Here is a 16456-nt window from a genome sequence, read left to right on the forward strand (position 1 = left end):
GGCCCTCGCAGCCTAGGCTCTTACTTAGCCAGTCCAACTTTCAGGGACCAGTTCACGCGGAGGGGGCTTTCCGCTGCCCGGGTCCGGTGGGAGGATGTTGCCGTGGATTCCCTGTTCAATTTTATCGGCCACAACTGGTGGCTGGTGTTCCCGTTGAGCGCTCTGCTCGCAAACTGGGCCCGTTCCTGGAGCAAGGCCGCCGAACGCCGGCACCGCCGGAAGGTGGAGCTGTACCGGCTGAAGAACCACCAGGCCGAGGTGGAACAGGCCGGCCGGGGCGAGGTACAGGCCCTCATCGACGCCCACGACGCCGTCAACCGGCGCTGGCTGGACTACGAACTGGACGTCGGCAAACTGATCGACTTCCCCGTGATGACCGATGTACGGGAGCCGCTCACCGTGGCGTTCCTGCGCGCCAAACGCGAAGCCGACGGCCTGCGCCCGGCAGCCCCCGGACAGATCACGACGACGGCCCGGCTGACGGAATACCGCACCGCCGTGCGCGGCTATGAACTGGCCTTCGACGTCGCCGAGCGCGAAGCCCGCCGGCTCAAGGACAGCAACTTCACCGGACCGGAACGCGAGCGGCTCGCCACGGCCCGGAAACTGCTGCGGATCGCCTCCGACGCCGCCGCCACCCCGGCCGAGCGGCAGACGGCGTACAAGCGGGCACGGCGGGAGCTGGACGGCCTGATCGTGCTGCCGGAGGCAACGCTGGCCGCCCTGGAGGAGAAGATCGCCGGCATGCTCGACGCCGGTCCGGCGATGGGGGCACCGCAGGGCTGAGCGCCGCCGGCACCACGGCCGGGCACGTTTTTTGCCCTGCACCCATTGGCACGTACGATCTATAGGGTTTCAGGACAGCTTTGGTGAACTGCACGGGTGCTCGCCGCTTGACAGCGGGTGAACAGTGAGAAGCAAGGCCGCCACGGGGAATGAAACTGCTGACCGTCGACTCTGCAGATTGGGCAACAGGTGGAAATCACCGTAATGGTGGCGCTGGTTATAGCGCTGGCGCTTTTCTTTGACTTCACGAATGGATTTCACGACACCGCGAACGCGATGGCAACGCCCATCGCGACCGGTGCCATCAAGCCGAAGACCGCCGTCGCCCTCGCGGCAGTGCTGAACCTGGTGGGCGCGTTTCTTTCCACCGAGGTGGCCAAGACGGTGTCCGGCGGCATCATCCGGGAAGGTTCCGACGGCGTCCAGATCACCCCGGACATCATTTTCGCCGGCCTGATGGGCGCCATTCTGTGGAACATGATCACCTGGCTGAAGGGCCTTCCCTCCAGTTCCTCGCACGCCCTCTTCGGTGGCCTGATCGGTGCGGCCATCGCCGGCATCGGCCTGCACTCGGTGAACTTCGCCTCGGTGCTCCAGAAGGTCCTCCTGCCCGCAGTTTTCGCCCCCGTCATCGCTGCCGCCGTGGCCTACGTGTGCACCCGGCTGGCTTATGCGCTGACGGCCCGGCACGACCCAGAGACCGGCAGCAAGCTGACGCAGAAGCGCGGCGGTTTCCGCACCGGACAGATCTTCACCTCCAGCCTGGTGGCCCTCGCGCACGGCACCAATGACGCGCAGAAGACCATGGGCATCATCACCCTGGTGCTCATCTCGGCCGGAAGCCAGGCTCCCGGCTCGGGACCGCAGCTCTGGGTCATCGCGGCCTGTGCGCTGGCCATCGCAATCGGCACGTACTCCGGCGGCTGGCGGATCATCCGGACCATGGGTTCGGGCCTCACCGACGTCAAACCCGCCCAGGGCTTCGCCGCTGAGACCAGCACCGCCGCCGCCATCCTCGCCTCCTCCCACCTCGGCTTCGCCCTCTCCACCACGCACGTGGCCTCGGGCTCGGTCATCGGCTCGGGGATGGGCCGCCGCGGCACCACCGTGCGCTGGGGGACCGCGGGGAAGATCGTCGTCGGCTGGCTCTTCACCCTCCCGGCCGCCGGGATCGTCGGCGCCCTGACCGCCATGCTGGTGCACACCGGTACGGTCGGATTCGTGATCGCCGCGGTCGCCGGCACGGCAGCCGTGGTCTACATGTTCGTTGCGTCCCGGAAGTCCCACGTCGGCCACCACAACGCCGTCGAAGTCGAAGAGGCCGGCCAGGCCATCCGGTTCGCCAAGAAGAAGGCGGCTGCGGTCAGCCGCAACAACAACTCCAAGGGTGGCCGGTAATGAAGTGGCTTGAACTCGTCCTGGTAGCGGGGGCCACCCTCGTCTCCGCCGTGACCGTCGTCGTCCTCTACGCCCTGGGCGTGCGTCTCACCGCCATCGCCGGGGACTTCCGGAGCAGCCAGCCGGGCTGGATCCGGCCGCTTTCCTACGTCTGCTTCGGCCTCTGCGGCCTGGCGGTGCTCTTCGGGCTGTACCTGATCATTCCGTACTTCAGCAAGTAGCCGACGGCGGAGGCGGCGGCCGGGCAGGCGCCCGGGAGGGGCGCTTCGGGAACGGGTACTTCGGGCCAGGGTGCTCCGGAAGGGGCGCTCTGGGAAAAGCCCCCGGCGGTGGCTACGCTGGGCACATGCCCGGTTTCCAGTACTTCGTAGCTGCCTCCCTGGACGGCTTCATCGCCACCGCGGACGACGACCTCGACTGGCTGCTCCAGTTCGACGGCTTTGCCGGCGGCAAGGAGAGCTACGAGGCCTTCATGGCTGACGTCGGCTGCATCGTGATGGGCGGGGAAACCTACGCCTGGCTCACCGAGCACGAGCCCGGCAACTGGCCGTACCCCGGCACCCCCTGCTGGATCTTCACGCACCACGAACTGGCGGCCCCGAAGGGTACGGACATCACCTTCGTCCGCGGACCCGTGGCCGAATTCGCCGAGGACCTGTTGGACGCCGCCGCGGGCAAGAACGTCTGGGTGGTGGGCGGGGGTATCCTCGCCGCGCAATTCGCCGACGCCGGACTGCTGGCGGAATTGATCGTCTCGATCATCCCGCTCGTCCTGGGCGGCGGGAAGCCGCTGCTTCCGCTGGCCCGCCCGACGGCACCGCTGGAACTGCTCTCGTCGCGGACCATGGGCCGCGGCATCGTCGAGCTCCGCTACCGCCTCCCGGGCGGCTCCTGACCCCGGGCCGAAGCCGGGCTGACTGCGGTCAGGCTACTCGGTCACATCGCGGAGCAGGTTGGTGATCCGCGCAGTGGAAAGCCGGCGGCCCTGCTCGTCGGTCATCACAATTTCGTGGGTCGTGAGGGTGCGGCCCAGGTGGATGGCTGTGCAGGTGCCTGTCACGGTGCCGGAGGAGATCGCGCGGTGGTGCGTCGCGCCGACGTCGATCCCCAGGGCTTGGCGCCCCGGCCCGGCGTGCATGCCGGCGGCGAAGGACCCCAGCGTTTCGGCCAGCACCACGTGCGCGCCGCCGTGCAGGATTCCAGCCACCTGGGTGTTGCCCTCCACGGGCATGGTGGCAACGGTGCGTTCAGGGCTCATCTCGAGGAAGTGGATTCCCATCTTCACCACCAGGGCGCCGACCCCCATCCGGCCCAGCCAGTCGTGCAGTTCCGCGGGAACGCCGGCGGCTTCCAGTTCGGCGGCGAACGGGGTGGGCGTGAAATTGTCGATCATGGCAACTAGGCTGGCACCTGTGAGCGAAACTACCAAACCGGCCCCTTCCCCTTCTGCCGCAGGCACCGCAACAGCCGCCGCAGGCAGCACAACATCCGCCGCAACAGACACGCTGGCTGACGCAGCCGCGGCGGCGGGCGGTTCCGTCCTCGTGGCCGAAGCGGCAAAGAAGCCCCGGCACGGCACGGCTCATGTCTCCGCCACCGAAGCGCCGGTCATCCCCATCACCGACCAGCCCCGCCTCCTGGTGCTGGACGGCCACTCCATGGCCTTCCGGGCATTCTTCGCCCTACCCGCGGACAAGTTCTCCACCGCTACCGGGCAGCACACCAACGCCGTGCATGGTTTCACGTCCATGCTGATCAACCTGATCAAGGCGCAAAAGCCCACCCACGTGGCCGTGGCATTCGACGTCTCGGATGAAACCACCCACCGCAAGGCCGAGTACGACGGCTACAAGGGCGGCCGCAACGAGACTCCGCGGGAAATGAGCGGCCAGATCGACCTGATCGACAAGGTCATGGGCGCGTGGGGCATCAAGACCATCAAGTTGCCTGGTTGGGAGGCCGACGACATCCTGGCCACGCTCGCCGCCATGGGCGAGAAGGCAGGCTACGAGGTGCTGCTGGTCTCGGGCGACCGCGATGCCTTCCAGCTCATTACGGATAACGTGTTCGTGCTTTACCCCAAGAAGGGTGTCAGCGACATCCCCCGGATGGACGCGGACGCCATCCAGGAAAAATATTTCGTCAGTCCGGCGCAGTACTCGGACCTCGCCGCCCTGGTGGGCGAGACCGCCGACAACCTGCCCGGCGTGCCCGGCGTTGGCCCCAAGACGGCAGCCAAATGGATCAACCTCTACGGCGGTCTGGAGGGCGTCCTGGAGAACCTTGATGCGATCGGCGGGAAGGTGGGGGACGCCCTGCGCGAAAACGTCGAGGCGGTCAAGCGGAACCGGCGGCTCAACAGGCTCCGCACCGATCTCGAACTGCCCGTCACCCTGGACGACCTCGCGGACCCGCGCCCGGACCAGGCGGCCCTCGAGGAGCTGTTCGACGCCCTCGAATTCAAGACCATCCGCACCCGGCTCTTTGCCCTCTACGGCAGTGAAGTAACGGAAGCCGAGCGGGACAGCATCGAAACCCCGGACTTCACGATCCCCTCGGACGCCGCCGAGCTGGCCGCGTTCCTCGCGGCCGGCGCGGGGAAGCGGTCCGCCATGGCGGTCGACCTCGTGCCCGGCCGGATCGGCGAGGACGCCGCCGCGCTGGCGATCGTCCGCGACGACGCCGCCGTCTACGTCGACCTGGCCCGACAGGACGCCGACGCCGAAAACGTCCTGGCCGCCTGGCTGCGAGACGCCCAGTCACCCAAGGTGATGCACGGCTTCAAGGCCGCGCTGAAGGCGCTGACTGCGCGCGGCCTGGAACTTGAGGGCGTGGTGGATGACACGTCCATCTCCGGCTACCTCATCCAGCCCGACCGCCGCAGCTACGAGCTCGCCGAGCTGGCGCAGCACCACCTCAACGTCGCGGTATCGCAGGAAGCCGCGAAAGAAGGCCAGCTTGAGCTGGCGTTCGACGGCGAGGACGCTGCCGCCGCCGGCGCGCTGGTCCACGTCGCCGCCGTCGTCCAGGCCCTGAGCCGCTACTTCGAATCAGAGCTCAAGGAGCGCAAAGCGCAGGACCTGCTGACGACCCTTGAACTGCCCGTCAGCCGGGTCCTCGCCGACATGGAACTGGCAGGAATCGCCATTGACATGGCGCGCATGGATGAGCAGCTGGCGGACCTCGCCAAGGTGATCGACAACGCGCAGGAGCAGGCGTTCGCGGCCATCGGCCACGAGGTGAACCTGGGGTCGCCCAAGCAGCTCCAGACCGTCCTGTTCGAGGAGCTGGGCCTGCCCAAGACCAAGAAGATCAAGTCCGGCTACACCACCGACGCCGCCTCGCTCAAGAACCTGCTGGAAAAGACCGGGCACGAATTCCTGGTCCAGCTGATGGCCCACCGCGAATCCTCGAAGCTGCGCCAGATGCTGGAGTCGCTGAAGAAGTCCGTCACGGAAGACGGCCGGATCCACACCACCTACGCGCAGAACGTCGCCGCCACGGGCCGGATCTCGTCCAACAACCCAAACCTGCAGAACATCCCGATCCGCAGCGAGGAAGGTCGCCGTGTGCGCGGCATCTTTGTGGTCAGCGACGGTTACGAGTGCCTGTTGTCCGCGGACTACTCGCAGATCGAAATGCGCATCATGGCCCACCTCTCGGGCGACGCCGGACTGATCCAGGCGTACAAGGACGGCGAAGACCTGCACCGCTTTGTGGGCTCGAACATCTTCCACGTGCCCACCGACCAGGTGACCAGCGCGATGCGTTCCAAGGTCAAGGCGATGTCCTATGGGCTGGCGTATGGCCTGACCTCGTTCGGCCTGTCCAAGCAGCTGGAGATTTCCGTTGACGAGGCGCGGACCCTGATGAAGGACTACTTCGACCGGTTCGGCGCCGTCCGCGACTACCTGCGCGGCGTCGTCGACCAGGCCAGGATCGACGGGTACACCGCCACCATCGAGGGCCGCCGCCGGTACCTCCCGGACCTGACCAGCACCGACCGCCAGCTGCGCGAAAACGCTGAACGCATCGCGCTCAACTCGCCGATCCAAGGCTCCGCGGCCGACATCATCAAGCGGGCCATGCTGGGCGTTTCCGACGCGCTGGCCGAGCAGGGGCTCAAATCACGGATGCTGCTGCAGGTCCATGATGAACTGGTCCTCGAAGTGGCCGAGGGCGAACGCGAGGCCGTCGAGAAGCTCGTGACGGAACAGATGGGGGCCGCGGCGCAGTTGTCGGTTCCGCTGGAAGTCCAGATCGGCATCGGCTCCAGCTGGTACGAGGCGGGGCACTAGGCCGGGCCCCGGAGCCGGGGCCGGCCGTTCGGTTCTTTCAAAGTTGCAAGAATTTCCAGGGGGAAGCACGTGGCAGAGCAGTATGAAATCAGGCGTTTCCGCGCGGTCGAGAAGGGCTCGGCGGAATACGGCAGGGGTGTCTCCTGGCTTCGTGGCGTCGGCATAGGGTTCTACGACGACCGGCACAAGGACGAGTTCATCGACAAGGTCATGGCGATGTACCGGGTGGACGACCGCGAAATGACGGGCGTTTACCAGACGGGAGAGGTGGCGCCGCACTCGCTGCCGGCCGACGTCCCGGTGGCCACCTTCGCCACCCTGCGCAAGGACCTCAACATCGGCTACGGCCGCCAGCTCATGACCCAGCTAGTCACCGCCGTCACGGTGCGCGGAACCCACCGCCGGCAAGGACTGCTGCGCCGGATGATGACCGAGGACCTTGCCGCGGCGAAGGCCGACGGCGTCGCCATGGCCGCCCTGACGGCCTCGGAGGCGTCCATCTACGGCCGCTTCGGCTACGGTGTGGCGACCTTCGAGCGCAGTATCAAGGTGGAGACCGGCCCGCGCTTCCGGCTGCGCCACGAGGCCGAGGGGTCGGTGGAGATCGCGGACCGCAAGGTGCTGCTGGAACTGGCCCCGGCGGTGTTCGAGCGCGCCCACGCCGTCACGCCGGGCTCGATCATGCGGCAGGAAGCGTACCGGCTCCGCGTTTCCGGATCGCTGTCCCGCGACGGCAGCGAGGACGAGGCGATCAAATGCGCCTTGCACTACGACGCTGCCGGCACGGTTGACGGCTACGTGTCGTACAAGTTCGCCGGCTGGGACACCGACCCCGCGACGGTCGAAATCGTGGACCTCGTGGCCGGGACCGACGCCGCCTACCTGGAGCTGTGGCAGTTCCTCGGCAGCATGGACCTGATTCGGCGGGTCAGCTGGAAGGAAGCCCCGGTCGACGACCCGCTGACCTGGGCCCTCGAGGATCCCCGCTGCATCGAGTCCTCGGACCACGGCGACATGCTGTGGCTGCGGGTGCTGGACCCGGAACGGGTCTTGGCCGCGCGGCGCTACTCCGCCGACGGATCCCTCGTGCTCCGCGTCACCGACAGCCTCGGCTTCGCGGCGGGGACGTTCGCCTTGCGGGTCGTCGGGGGAGAGGCGACAGTGACGCCGGCCCCCGACGCCGAGCCGGAGCTGGCGCTGGATGTCGCGGACCTCGGCTCCATCTACCTCGGCGCCGTCTGTCCCGTGACCCTGAAGGCGGCCGGCCGGCTTATCGAACACACCCCGGGGGCCGCGCTGACGGCGCGGCTGATGTTCGCCGTCGAACGCGCACCGCACTGCCTCACGCACTTCTAGAAGGGTGCCGGCGGGCTCCGTTGCGCTTTGACCGGCGTTGACGTATACGACTAGACTAAACGGGCGTGTACTACGTGTGCGCAATCTAATCCACAAAATCAGGATGACCCGGCGGATCGCCTTTGATCTGCCGTGTTCTCCACCCGCGTCGCCGACGCGGGTGGGACGGTTTGCCTGACCGAATAACTATCCACAACGGAGCCCCTACTACATGACCATCACCTCAACCGAGAAGTCCGGTACCCCCGTAGTCGCGATTAACGACATCGGTACCGCTGAGGACTTCCTCGCAGCAGTCGACGCCACCATCAAGTACTTCAACGACGGAGACCTCGTCGAAGGTACCGTCGTCAAGGTCGACCGCGACGAAGTCCTGCTCGACATCGGTTACAAGACCGAAGGTGTCATTCCCTCCCGCGAGCTTTCCATCAAGCACGACGTTGACCCCGGAGACGTCGTCTCCGTTGGCGATCAGGTCGAAGCCCTGGTGCTCACCAAGGAAGACAAAGAAGGCCGTCTGATCCTCTCCAAGAAGCGTGCTCAGTACGAGCGTGCCTGGGGCGACATCGAGAAGGTCAAGGAAGAAGACGGTGTCGTCACCGGTACCGTCATCGAGGTTGTCAAGGGTGGTCTTATCCTCGACATCGGCCTGCGCGGCTTCCTGCCCGCATCCCTGGTCGAGATGCGCCGTGTGCGCGACCTTGCTCCGTACATCGGTCAGCAGATCGAAGCCAAGATCATCGAGCTGGACAAGAACCGCAACAACGTTGTGCTGTCCCGCCGTGCCTGGCTCGAGCAGACCCAGTCCGAGGTCCGCTCCACGTTCCTCAACAAGCTGGAAAAGGGCCAGGTTCGTCCCGGCGTCGTTTCCTCCATCGTCAACTTCGGTGCCTTCGTGGACCTGGGCGGCGTAGACGGCCTGGTTCACGTTTCCGAGCTGTCCTGGAAGCACATCGACCACCCGTCCGAGGTTGTCGAAGTTGGCCAGGAAGTCACCGTCGAGGTTCTTGAGGTCGACCTGGACCGCGAGCGCGTCTCCCTGTCGCTCAAGGCGACGCAGGAAGATCCGTGGCAGACCTTCGCCCGCACCCACGCCCTCGGCCAGGTTGTTCCGGGTAAGGTCACCAAGCTGGTTCCGTTCGGCGCGTTCGTTCGCGTTGAAGACGGCATTGAAGGCCTGGTCCACATCTCCGAGCTCGCCGTGCGCCACGTTGAGCTGGCCGAGCAGGTTGTCTCCGTTGGCGACGAACTCTTCGTCAAGGTCATCGACATCGACCTGGAACGCCGCCGCATCTCGCTGTCCCTCAAGCAGGCCAACGAGGGTGTCGACGCCGAGTCCACCGAATTCGATCCGGCTCTCTACGGCATGGCCGCTGAGTACGACGAAGAGGGCAACTACAAGTACCCGGAGGGCTTCGATCCGGAGTCCAACGAGTGGCTTGAAGGCTACGAGACGCAGCGCGCCGCCTGGGAGCAGCAGTACGCTGACGCCCAGACCCGCTGGGAAGCCCACAAGAAGCAGGTTGCCCAGCACGCTGCCGACGACGCTGCCGCTGCAACGTCCGGCGAGAGCGACTCCGGCACCACCAGCTACTCCTCCGAGCCGGCCGCAGCCGAGACCGGTGCAGGCACGCTTGCATCGGACGAAGCCCTCGCCGCTCTGCGCGAGAAGCTGACCGGCAACTAATTGCCACCGGCCCGGGTTGCCCCGGGCCAAGCAAAGCGGGTCCCTGCCACGTGCAGGGGCCCGCTTTGGGTTAAGCGGCGGATTCCTGCTGGGGCTGCGTGGGCTTGGGGACATGCCCAGTCCTGGCCCCGGGGAGTGGACATAGTGCGTATATGTCCAGTGGCCCGGGCGGACGCCGGGCATGCTCCTTGCACCAAGGGAGGCGCGAGCTGCCGGGCCCGGGGACATGCCCAGTCCCAGGCGCGGGGAGTGGGCATAGTGCGTATATGTCCAGTGGCCCGGGCGGACGCCGGGCATGCTCCTTGCACTTGGCGAGGCGCGCTGGGAAGTTGGCGCGGGTGGCGCTTCTGTTCAGGACGAGGAGCCGAGGATCCGGTCCGTGGCCTGGTCCGGGACTCCGCCGAAATACTTGTCCAGAAGTTGCTGGAACACCGGTTCGTCGGGCCCGGCCCGGAGGAACAAGGTCGACGACGAGTGCAGTTTCCGTGCGTCGATGCCACCGAATATCTGCTCCGCGCTTCGGCCGTCGACGGCGAGGACCGCCCGGGCACAGTCCAGCAGTCGGGCGCCCAGGACCGGGTGGTGCAGATAAGCACGTGCTTCGTCCAAGGATGAGATGGCATATTTCCGTGAGGTCGGGCTCTGTCCGAGCCCGGCGATTTGCGGAAAGATGAACCACATCCAGTGGCCGTGCTTGGATCCGGCCCGGAGTTCCGACAACGCACCCTGATAGGTGCCTGCCGAGTCCTGCGCTTCCACGAAACGTGAGAGGTCGAAGGGGTCGTCCACGTAGATTCTCCTAAGTTGCTGCTGCCACAGCCCGGTCGCTTCACTACCGCCAGCCAACTTCGCCGCCGTCGGCGCACGGCCTTCCCCTCATCCAACCACTGTTCCGGCGTCCTAGGGGAGGGCATATCCGTTCTTGGGCGCGAGCGGTGGGCATATTGGCATTGTGCTCATTGCCCGGTGTGGCCGCGGGGCATGTCCCCACGGCGGATGCGCAACTCGGGCATGTCCATTCCTGGGCGCGAGCGGTGGGCATATTGGCATTGTGCTCATTGCCCGGTGTGGGCGCTGGGCATGTCCCCCGGGGCTAACCCAGCTTGAAACGCGCGCTGACCCTCCGGCCGTCGGCTGCGAGCTCGGCACCCGCGGAACGCAGCAAGGCCTGGGCCGCGACATTCCCAGGGGTCGTTTCCGCCTCCAGCAGGTCCGCCCCGGCTGCCGCGGCCTCGGCCTTGACCAGCCGCAGTGCCTCCCGGCCGATGCCGCGCCCGCGGAAGCTCCGGCCGAGCCAGAGCCCGGTCTCCAGGGCGCCGCCGTCCTGCGGGAACGTCCCGGACCGGGCCGCCGGAATCCGCAGGAGCCGGATGGAACCGGCCAGCTCGCCGTCGGCCGTGATTGCCCAGGTTTTCTGCCGCGCCGGGCCGTCAAGCCCTGCCGCGGCGGCGTGGTGGTAGTCACGGAACCAGCTGATCCGTTCGGTGTTCCAACCCTCGGCGGTCCCCAGCGGCGGGGTGACTTCGTCGGCGTCGGCGTCGTGCAGCGCGACCGCCAATAGCCGCTCCAGCACCGGGTCCGTCACATCGACCAGCGCCACCACGGGCACCGGTTCAGTTGATGGCAACATCGATCCACTCCGTTTCTTCGGGCAGCATTACGGCGCTTCCGGCTGAAAGGGCCGCGAGGCGATCAGCGGCCTGTGCCAGCCCAACGGGTTCGTCCGGCAGGGCCAGCCGAAGGACCGTCGTCTGCGCATCATAGCTGGTGCCGGCCATCACATACCCGGCCGAGCGCAACTCGTTTTCGAGCCGGCCGGCGGAGGCGTGCGGCACCGGCACGGCACAGATCCGCAGCCGCTGCCGCCGCACCAGCGGCGCGAGCTCCAGCGCGGCGGACACCGATTCGGAGTAGGCCCGGACCAGTCCGCCCGCGCCGAGCAGGATCCCGCCGAAATAGCGGACGACGACGGCGGTCACGTCGCTCAGGTCGGTCACGCCGGGCCCGGTTTCGCGCTTCAGCAGTGCCTCCAGCATCGGGATGCCGGCCGTGCCGGAGGGTTCGCCGTCGTCGTTGGAGCGCTGCACCGCGCGGTCCGGGCCGAGTATGAAGGCCGAGCAGTGGTGCCGGGCGTCGTGGAATTCCCGGCGCAGGCCAGTGACCAAGGCGCGGGCGCTTTCCTCGTCGGAGGTGCGCTGGAGCACGGTGATGAAGCGGGACCGTTTGATCTCCAGCTCGTGGCGCAAGCCGCTGCCGGCCGCCAGTGTGGTGTAAACGGTGGCTCTGCTTTCCGGAGAAACCGCGTCGACTGGCACTGCTTCAGTTTAGTCTGGTGGAGTGCTGAAGATCGGTTTGACGGGCGGCATCGCCTCAGGGAAGTCAGTGGTCGCGTCGCGGCTGCGCGAGTTGGGCGCGGTGCTGGTCGACGCCGACGCGCTGGCCCGCGAAGTGGTCGAGCCGGGGACACCCGGGCTGGCGCGGGTAGTGGAAGCCTTCAGTTCCTCCATCCTGGCCCCCGACGGTGCCCTGGACCGTGCCCGCCTCGGCGCCCTCGTCTTCGGCAACCCCGAACGCCTGGCAGTGCTCAACGGCATCATCCACCCCCTCGTCAGGGAGCGCGCCACCGCCCTCGCCGCCGGCGCCCCGAAAGGCGCCGTCGTGGTCCAGGACATTCCGCTCCTGGTCGAGACCGGCCAGGGCGCCAACTTCCATCTCGTGGTGGTGGTGGACGCCCCGGAGGACATCCGGGTGCGGCGCATGGTCGAACACCGGAAGATGACGGTCGAAGAAGCCCGCTCCCGAATGGCCGCCCAGGCCACGCGGAATGCCCGGCTGGCGGCGGCCGACGTCGTCCTGGACAACTCGGGCTCCAAGGAGGAACTGCGGGACGCAGTGGACCGGCTCTGGCAGCGCCGGCTGCTCCCGTTCGCGGAGAACCTGACCAAGCGCCGGATGGCGCCGCGCTCCGGCGGCCCGGTGCTCAGTCACGCCAATCCGGACTGGCCGGCCCAGGCCTCCCGGCTCGCTGCCCGCCTCCGCGCCGTCGCCCCGCAGGACATCTACGCCGTGGACCACATCGGTTCCACCGCTGTCCCGGGGCTCGACGCCAAGGACGTGCTGGACCTGCAGCTTACCGTCCGGGACCTGGCGACGGCGGACCGCCTGGAGCCGCTGCTGGCCGCCGCGGGCTACCCGCGCTGGCCGGGCATCGGCCCGGACAATCCCAAGCCCGCCCACCCCGACCCAGCCGACTGGGACAAGCGCGTGCACGGCAGCGCGGACCCCGGCCGGGCCGTGAACCTGCACATCCGAGCCGCGGGGTCGCCGGGGTGGCGGTACGCGCTTTGTTTCCGCGACTGGCTGCGCGACGACGCCGGGGCGCGCGCCGACTACCTTGCGGAGAAGCGCCGCGCGGCACGCCGGCACGGCGTGGACAAATCCACCGCGGCCTACGCCGCGGACAAGGAGGAGTGGTTCACCGCCTACGCCGCCCCGCGGATGGAAGAATGGGCCCGGCGCACCGGCTGGCTGCCGCCGTCGTACGACGCCCCCGGACCGGCCGGTACCGCCCAAAGCTGAATCAGGGCTTCCTGTCGGAGGGCGGCGGTAGATTAGTAACATGAGCCTTGCCCAGGAAATCAACCGTGTCGTGGCGCCCTTCGAGGTCATCAGCGAGTTCAAGCCCGCCGGCGACCAGCCCGCCGCGATCGCCGAACTGACCGAGCGCATCCAGAACGGCGAGAAGGATGTGGTGCTCCTCGGCGCCACCGGTACCGGTAAAAGCGCGACGACGGCGTGGCTGATCGAGCAGGTCCAGCGGCCAACCCTGGTGATGGTGCAGAACAAGACGCTCGCCGCCCAGCTGGCCAACGAATTCCGCGAACTGCTGCCGAACAACGCGGTGGAGTACTTCGTCTCCTACTACGACTACTACCAGCCGGAAGCCTACGTCGCCCAGACGGACACCTTCATCGAGAAGGACTCCTCCGTCAACGAGGAAGTCGAACGGCTCCGGCACTCCGCCACGAATGCGCTGCTGACCCGGCGCGATGTGATTGTGGTCGCCACCGTTTCCTGCATCTACGGCCTCGGCACCCCGGAAGAATACATCGCAGGCATGGTGACCCTCCGCAAGGGCGCACAGATGAACCGCGACGACCTGCTCCGGAAATTTGTCTCCATGCAGTACACCCGCAACGACATGGACTTCCACCGCGGCACGTTCCGGGTCCGCGGCGACACCGTGGAAATCATCCCGATGTACGAGGAACTCGCGATCCGGATCGAGTTCTTCGGCGACGAGATTGAGAACATCTACACGCTGCACCCGCTGACCGGCGAGGTGATCCGGGACGAGACCGAAATGTACGTCTTCCCCGCCTCGCACTACGTCGCCGGCCCCGAACGGATGGCCCGGGCGATCAAGCGGATCGAGGATGAGCTCGCGGACCGCCTCAAGGTCCTGGAGAGCCAGAACAAGCTGGTGGAAGCCCAGCGGCTGCGGATGCGCACCACCTATGACCTGGAAATGATGCAGCAGATGGGATTCTGCAACGGCATCGAGAATTATTCCTCGCACATCGACGGCCGCGCCCGCGGGACCGCGCCACACTGCCTCCTCGACTATTTCCCGGACGACTTCCTGCTGGTCATCGACGAATCCCACGTCACCGTGCCGCAGATCGGCGCCATGTACGAGGGCGACATGTCCCGCAAACGGAACCTCGTGGATCACGGATTCCGGTTGCCCTCCGCGATGGACAACCGCCCGCTCAAGTGGGACGAATTCCAGGACCGCGTGGGCCAGACCGTCTACCTGTCCGCAACTCCGGGCAAGTACGAGCTCGGCAAGGCGGACGGCTTCGTGCAGCAAATCATCCGACCCACCGGCCTGATCGACCCCGAGGTCATCGTCAAGCCCACCAAGGGCCAGATCGATGACCTGCTGGGCGAAATCCGCACCCGCACCGCCAAGAACGAACGCGTCCTCGTCACCACGTTGACCAAGCGGATGGCCGAGGACCTCACCGACTACCTGCTGGGCCACGGCGTGAAGGTCGAGTACCTGCACTCCGACGTCGACACGCTGCGCCGCGTGGAGCTGCTCCGTGAACTGCGGATGGGCGTCTTCGACGTCCTGGTCGGCATCAACCTGCTCCGGGAGGGCCTGGACCTGCCCGAAGTGTCGCTGGTGAGCATCCTAGACGCGGACAAGGAAGGCTTCCTGCGCTCGGCGACCTCGCTGATCCAGACCATCGGCCGTGCCGCCCGTAACGTGTCGGGCCAGGTCCACATGTACGCGGACCGGATCACCGATTCGATGGCGCAGGCCATCGACGAAACCAACCGCCGCCGCGCCATCCAGGTGGCGTACAACACGGAAAAGGGCATCGACCCGCAGCCGCTGCGCAAGAAGATCGCCGACATCACCGACCAGCTGGCCAAGGAGGACGCTGACACCCGCGAGCTGCTGGCCAGCGCGGGCAAGGCGCGCGGCAAGGGCAAGGGCGGCTCCAAGGTCCGCGCCGACGGCCTCGCGGCAGCCCCCGCCGAGGACCTGGTGGGCCTGATCGAACAGCTGACCGAGCAGATGCACGCCGCCGCCGGCGAGCTGCAGTTCGAGCTCGCCGCCAGGCTCCGCGACGAGGTCGGGGAACTCAAGAAGGAGCTGCGCCAGATGCAGTCGGCCGGCCACGCCTAGGGTAAAGTGGATCAAACGTAGGGGAGTATCCCAAGCGCTACGATCGTCAACACGCACGGCACAGATGCCCTGCCGGGCGTAGCGGGCAGCGAATCGGCAACTGATGGCGACAGCCACGGTGCGGCAGCTTAGCCGGAGAGACTTACACCGCTTAGTCGTACCCTGCGAAAGGTAACTTCGTGCCCGAACTTCCCGTCTGGTTCGAGATCGGCTCCTTCGTCGTTCTCGGAATCATCCTCGCCATCGATCTGCTCCTGGTGCTGAAGCGGCCGCACGAGCCCTCCATGAAGGAGGCCGGCCTGTGGGTCTCTTTCTACATTGCGCTGGCCCTGGTCTTCGCCGGAGCCATGTTCCTCTTCACCGGCCCGGAGTATGGCGGCCAGTTCATCGCCGGCTGGGTGACGGAATACAGCCTCAGCATCGACAACCTGTTTGTCTTCATCATCATCATGGCGCGCTTCTCGGTACCCCGTAAGTACCAGCAGGAAGTACTCATGGTCGGCATCATCATCGCCCTGATCCTGCGCGGCATCTTCATCCTGCTCGGCGCGATCGTGATCGAGCAGTTCAGCTGGGTCTTCTACATCTTCGGCGCCTTCCTGCTGTGGACCGCCTGGAAGCAGGCCCAGGATGAAGGCGAGGACGAGGAAGACAAGGAAAACCCGCTGATCGCCCGGATCCGCCGGGTCCTGCCGATGTCCGAGAAGTTCGACGGCGGCAAGCTGCGCACCGAGGTCGACGGTAAGAAGGTCTTCACCCCGATGCTGATCGTCTTCGTGACGATCGGCATGACCGACCTGCTCTTCGCGGTTGACTCCATCCCGGCCATCTTCGGCCTCACCCAAAGCGCGTTCATCGTCTTCACCGCCAATATCTTCGCCCTGATGGGTCTGCGCCAGCTTTACTTCCTGCTCGGCGGCCTGATGAACCGGCTCATCTACCTCAAGCACGCGCTCTCGGTCATCCTTGCGTTCATCGGCGTCAAACTGGTGCTGCACGCCATGCACGTCAACGAACTGCCCTTCATCAACGGCGGCAAGCACATCGAATGGGCCCCGGAAATCCCGACCTACGTTTCGCTCGGGGTGATCATCGGCACCATCATCATCGCGGTCGTCGCCAGCCTGGTCAGCTCCAAGGCGTCGAAGGCCAAGCTGGATGCCAGGCTCGAAGAGGACTCCCGCAAGAGCCTTACCGACGCCGAGTAGCGCTGCCGGCGGCCCTGTACGG

General features: G+C 66.7%; 14 protein-coding genes. 10 read left to right on the forward strand and 4 right to left on the reverse strand.

Annotated features, from left to right (window positions below):
• Positions 1 to 102 precede the first annotated feature (102 nt).
• From HNO80_RS13105 to HNO80_RS13120, 4 genes are all read left to right on the forward strand, one after another.
• Positions 103 to 786, forward strand: coding sequence for a hypothetical protein (locus HNO80_RS13105; protein WP_175323292.1), 684 nt, complete (start codon positions 103 to 105; stop codon positions 784 to 786).
• A gap of 189 nt (positions 787 to 975) precedes the next feature.
• On the forward strand, positions 976 to 2184 hold the full coding sequence (locus tag HNO80_RS13110) for an inorganic phosphate transporter (protein ID WP_175323293.1): 1209 nt from the start codon (positions 976 to 978) through the stop codon (positions 2182 to 2184).
• Positions 2184 to 2405 (forward strand): hypothetical protein, encoded by a 222-nt coding sequence (locus HNO80_RS13115; RefSeq protein ID WP_175323294.1) that lies wholly within the window; start codon positions 2184 to 2186, stop codon positions 2403 to 2405. Before HNO80_RS13110 ends, HNO80_RS13115 begins: the two co-directional genes overlap by 1 nt.
• 125 nt (positions 2406 to 2530) lie before the next feature.
• The gene (locus HNO80_RS13120) at positions 2531 to 3079 is read left to right on the forward strand and encodes a dihydrofolate reductase family protein (protein WP_175323295.1); all 549 of its coding nucleotides are present in this window, start codon (positions 2531 to 2533) and stop codon (positions 3077 to 3079) included.
• Positions 3080 to 3112: 33 nt separating this feature from the next.
• Here the strand turns inward: HNO80_RS13120 and HNO80_RS13125 are convergent, their stop codons facing one another.
• Complete coding sequence (locus HNO80_RS13125; protein WP_175323296.1) at positions 3113 to 3577, reverse strand: hotdog fold thioesterase; 465 nt, start codon at positions 3575 to 3577, stop codon at positions 3113 to 3115.
• Between HNO80_RS13125 and polA the strand changes: the two genes are divergently transcribed.
• The 3 genes from polA (at position 3576) to rpsA (ending at position 9525) form a co-directional block, all read left to right on the forward strand.
• Positions 3576 to 6482, forward strand: coding sequence for a DNA polymerase I (gene polA / locus HNO80_RS13130; RefSeq protein ID WP_217500910.1), 2907 nt, complete (start codon positions 3576 to 3578; stop codon positions 6480 to 6482). The two genes, HNO80_RS13125 and polA, sit on opposite strands and share 2 nt — an antisense overlap.
• 69 nt (positions 6483 to 6551) lie before the next feature.
• Entirely contained in the window at positions 6552 to 7838 is a 1287-nt protein-coding gene (locus tag HNO80_RS13135; protein ID WP_175323297.1) for a GNAT family N-acetyltransferase, read from the forward strand.
• A gap of 211 nt (positions 7839 to 8049) precedes the next feature.
• The gene (gene rpsA, locus HNO80_RS13140) at positions 8050 to 9525 is read left to right on the forward strand and encodes a 30S ribosomal protein S1 (RefSeq protein WP_175323298.1); all 1476 of its coding nucleotides are present in this window, start codon (positions 8050 to 8052) and stop codon (positions 9523 to 9525) included.
• A 351-nt stretch (positions 9526 to 9876) separates the two neighbouring features.
• On the opposite strand, the gene HNO80_RS13145 is transcribed toward rpsA, so the two are convergent.
• From HNO80_RS13145 to HNO80_RS13155, 3 genes are all read right to left on the reverse strand, one after another.
• Positions 9877 to 10314: a DUF1810 domain-containing protein gene (locus tag HNO80_RS13145; RefSeq protein WP_175323299.1), complete on the reverse strand. Its 438-nt coding sequence runs from the start codon at positions 10312 to 10314 to the stop codon at positions 9877 to 9879.
• A gap of 304 nt (positions 10315 to 10618) precedes the next feature.
• The gene (locus tag HNO80_RS13150; protein ID WP_175323300.1) at positions 10619 to 11155 is read right to left on the reverse strand and encodes a GNAT family N-acetyltransferase; all 537 of its coding nucleotides are present in this window, start codon (positions 11153 to 11155) and stop codon (positions 10619 to 10621) included.
• The gene (locus tag HNO80_RS13155; RefSeq protein ID WP_349627352.1) at positions 11139 to 11840 is read right to left on the reverse strand and encodes an IMPACT family protein; all 702 of its coding nucleotides are present in this window, start codon (positions 11838 to 11840) and stop codon (positions 11139 to 11141) included. The genes HNO80_RS13150 and HNO80_RS13155 overlap by 17 nt, the downstream gene beginning before the upstream one ends.
• 22 nt (positions 11841 to 11862) lie before the next feature.
• On the opposite strand from HNO80_RS13155, the gene coaE reads away from it, so the two are divergent.
• From coaE to HNO80_RS13170, 3 genes are all read left to right on the forward strand, one after another.
• Complete coding sequence (gene coaE / locus HNO80_RS13160) at positions 11863 to 13104, forward strand: dephospho-CoA kinase (RefSeq protein ID WP_175323301.1); 1242 nt, start codon at positions 11863 to 11865, stop codon at positions 13102 to 13104.
• Positions 13105 to 13144: 40 nt separating this feature from the next.
• Positions 13145 to 15226 carry an excinuclease ABC subunit UvrB gene (uvrB, locus tag HNO80_RS13165; protein ID WP_175323302.1) on the forward strand — a complete coding sequence of 694 codons (2082 nt, stop codon included), beginning with the start codon at positions 13145 to 13147 and terminating at the stop codon, positions 15224 to 15226.
• A 179-nt stretch (positions 15227 to 15405) separates the two neighbouring features.
• Entirely contained in the window at positions 15406 to 16434 is a 1029-nt protein-coding gene (locus HNO80_RS13170) for a TerC family protein (protein WP_175323303.1), read from the forward strand.
• Positions 16435 to 16456: the final 22 nt, after the last annotated feature.

Origin of the sequence: Arthrobacter sp. C9C5 (assembly GCF_013359735.1) — a bacterium.
Lineage (GTDB): Bacteria > Actinomycetota > Actinomycetes > Actinomycetales > Micrococcaceae > Arthrobacter.

Bases quoted from the DNA above. Each gene is read 5' to 3' on its own strand.
- rpsA (WP_175323298.1), top strand. From the start codon at position 8,050: ATGACCATCACCTCAACCGAGAAGTCCGGTACCCCCGTAGTCGCGATT.
- uvrB (WP_175323302.1), top strand. From the start codon at position 13,145: ATGAGCCTTGCCCAGGAAATCAACCGTGTCGTGGCGCCCTTCGAGGTC.
- polA (WP_217500910.1), top strand. From the start codon at position 3,576: ATGGCAACTAGGCTGGCACCTGTGAGCGAAACTACCAAACCGGCCCCT.
- HNO80_RS13150 (WP_175323300.1), bottom strand. From the start codon at position 11,155: ATGTTGCCATCAACTGAACCGGTGCCCGTGGTGGCGCTGGTCGATGTG.
- HNO80_RS13115 (WP_175323294.1), top strand. From the start codon at position 2,184: ATGAAGTGGCTTGAACTCGTCCTGGTAGCGGGGGCCACCCTCGTCTCC.
- HNO80_RS13120 (WP_175323295.1), top strand. From the start codon at position 2,531: ATGCCCGGTTTCCAGTACTTCGTAGCTGCCTCCCTGGACGGCTTCATC.
- HNO80_RS13125 (WP_175323296.1), bottom strand. From the start codon at position 3,577: ATGATCGACAATTTCACGCCCACCCCGTTCGCCGCCGAACTGGAAGCC.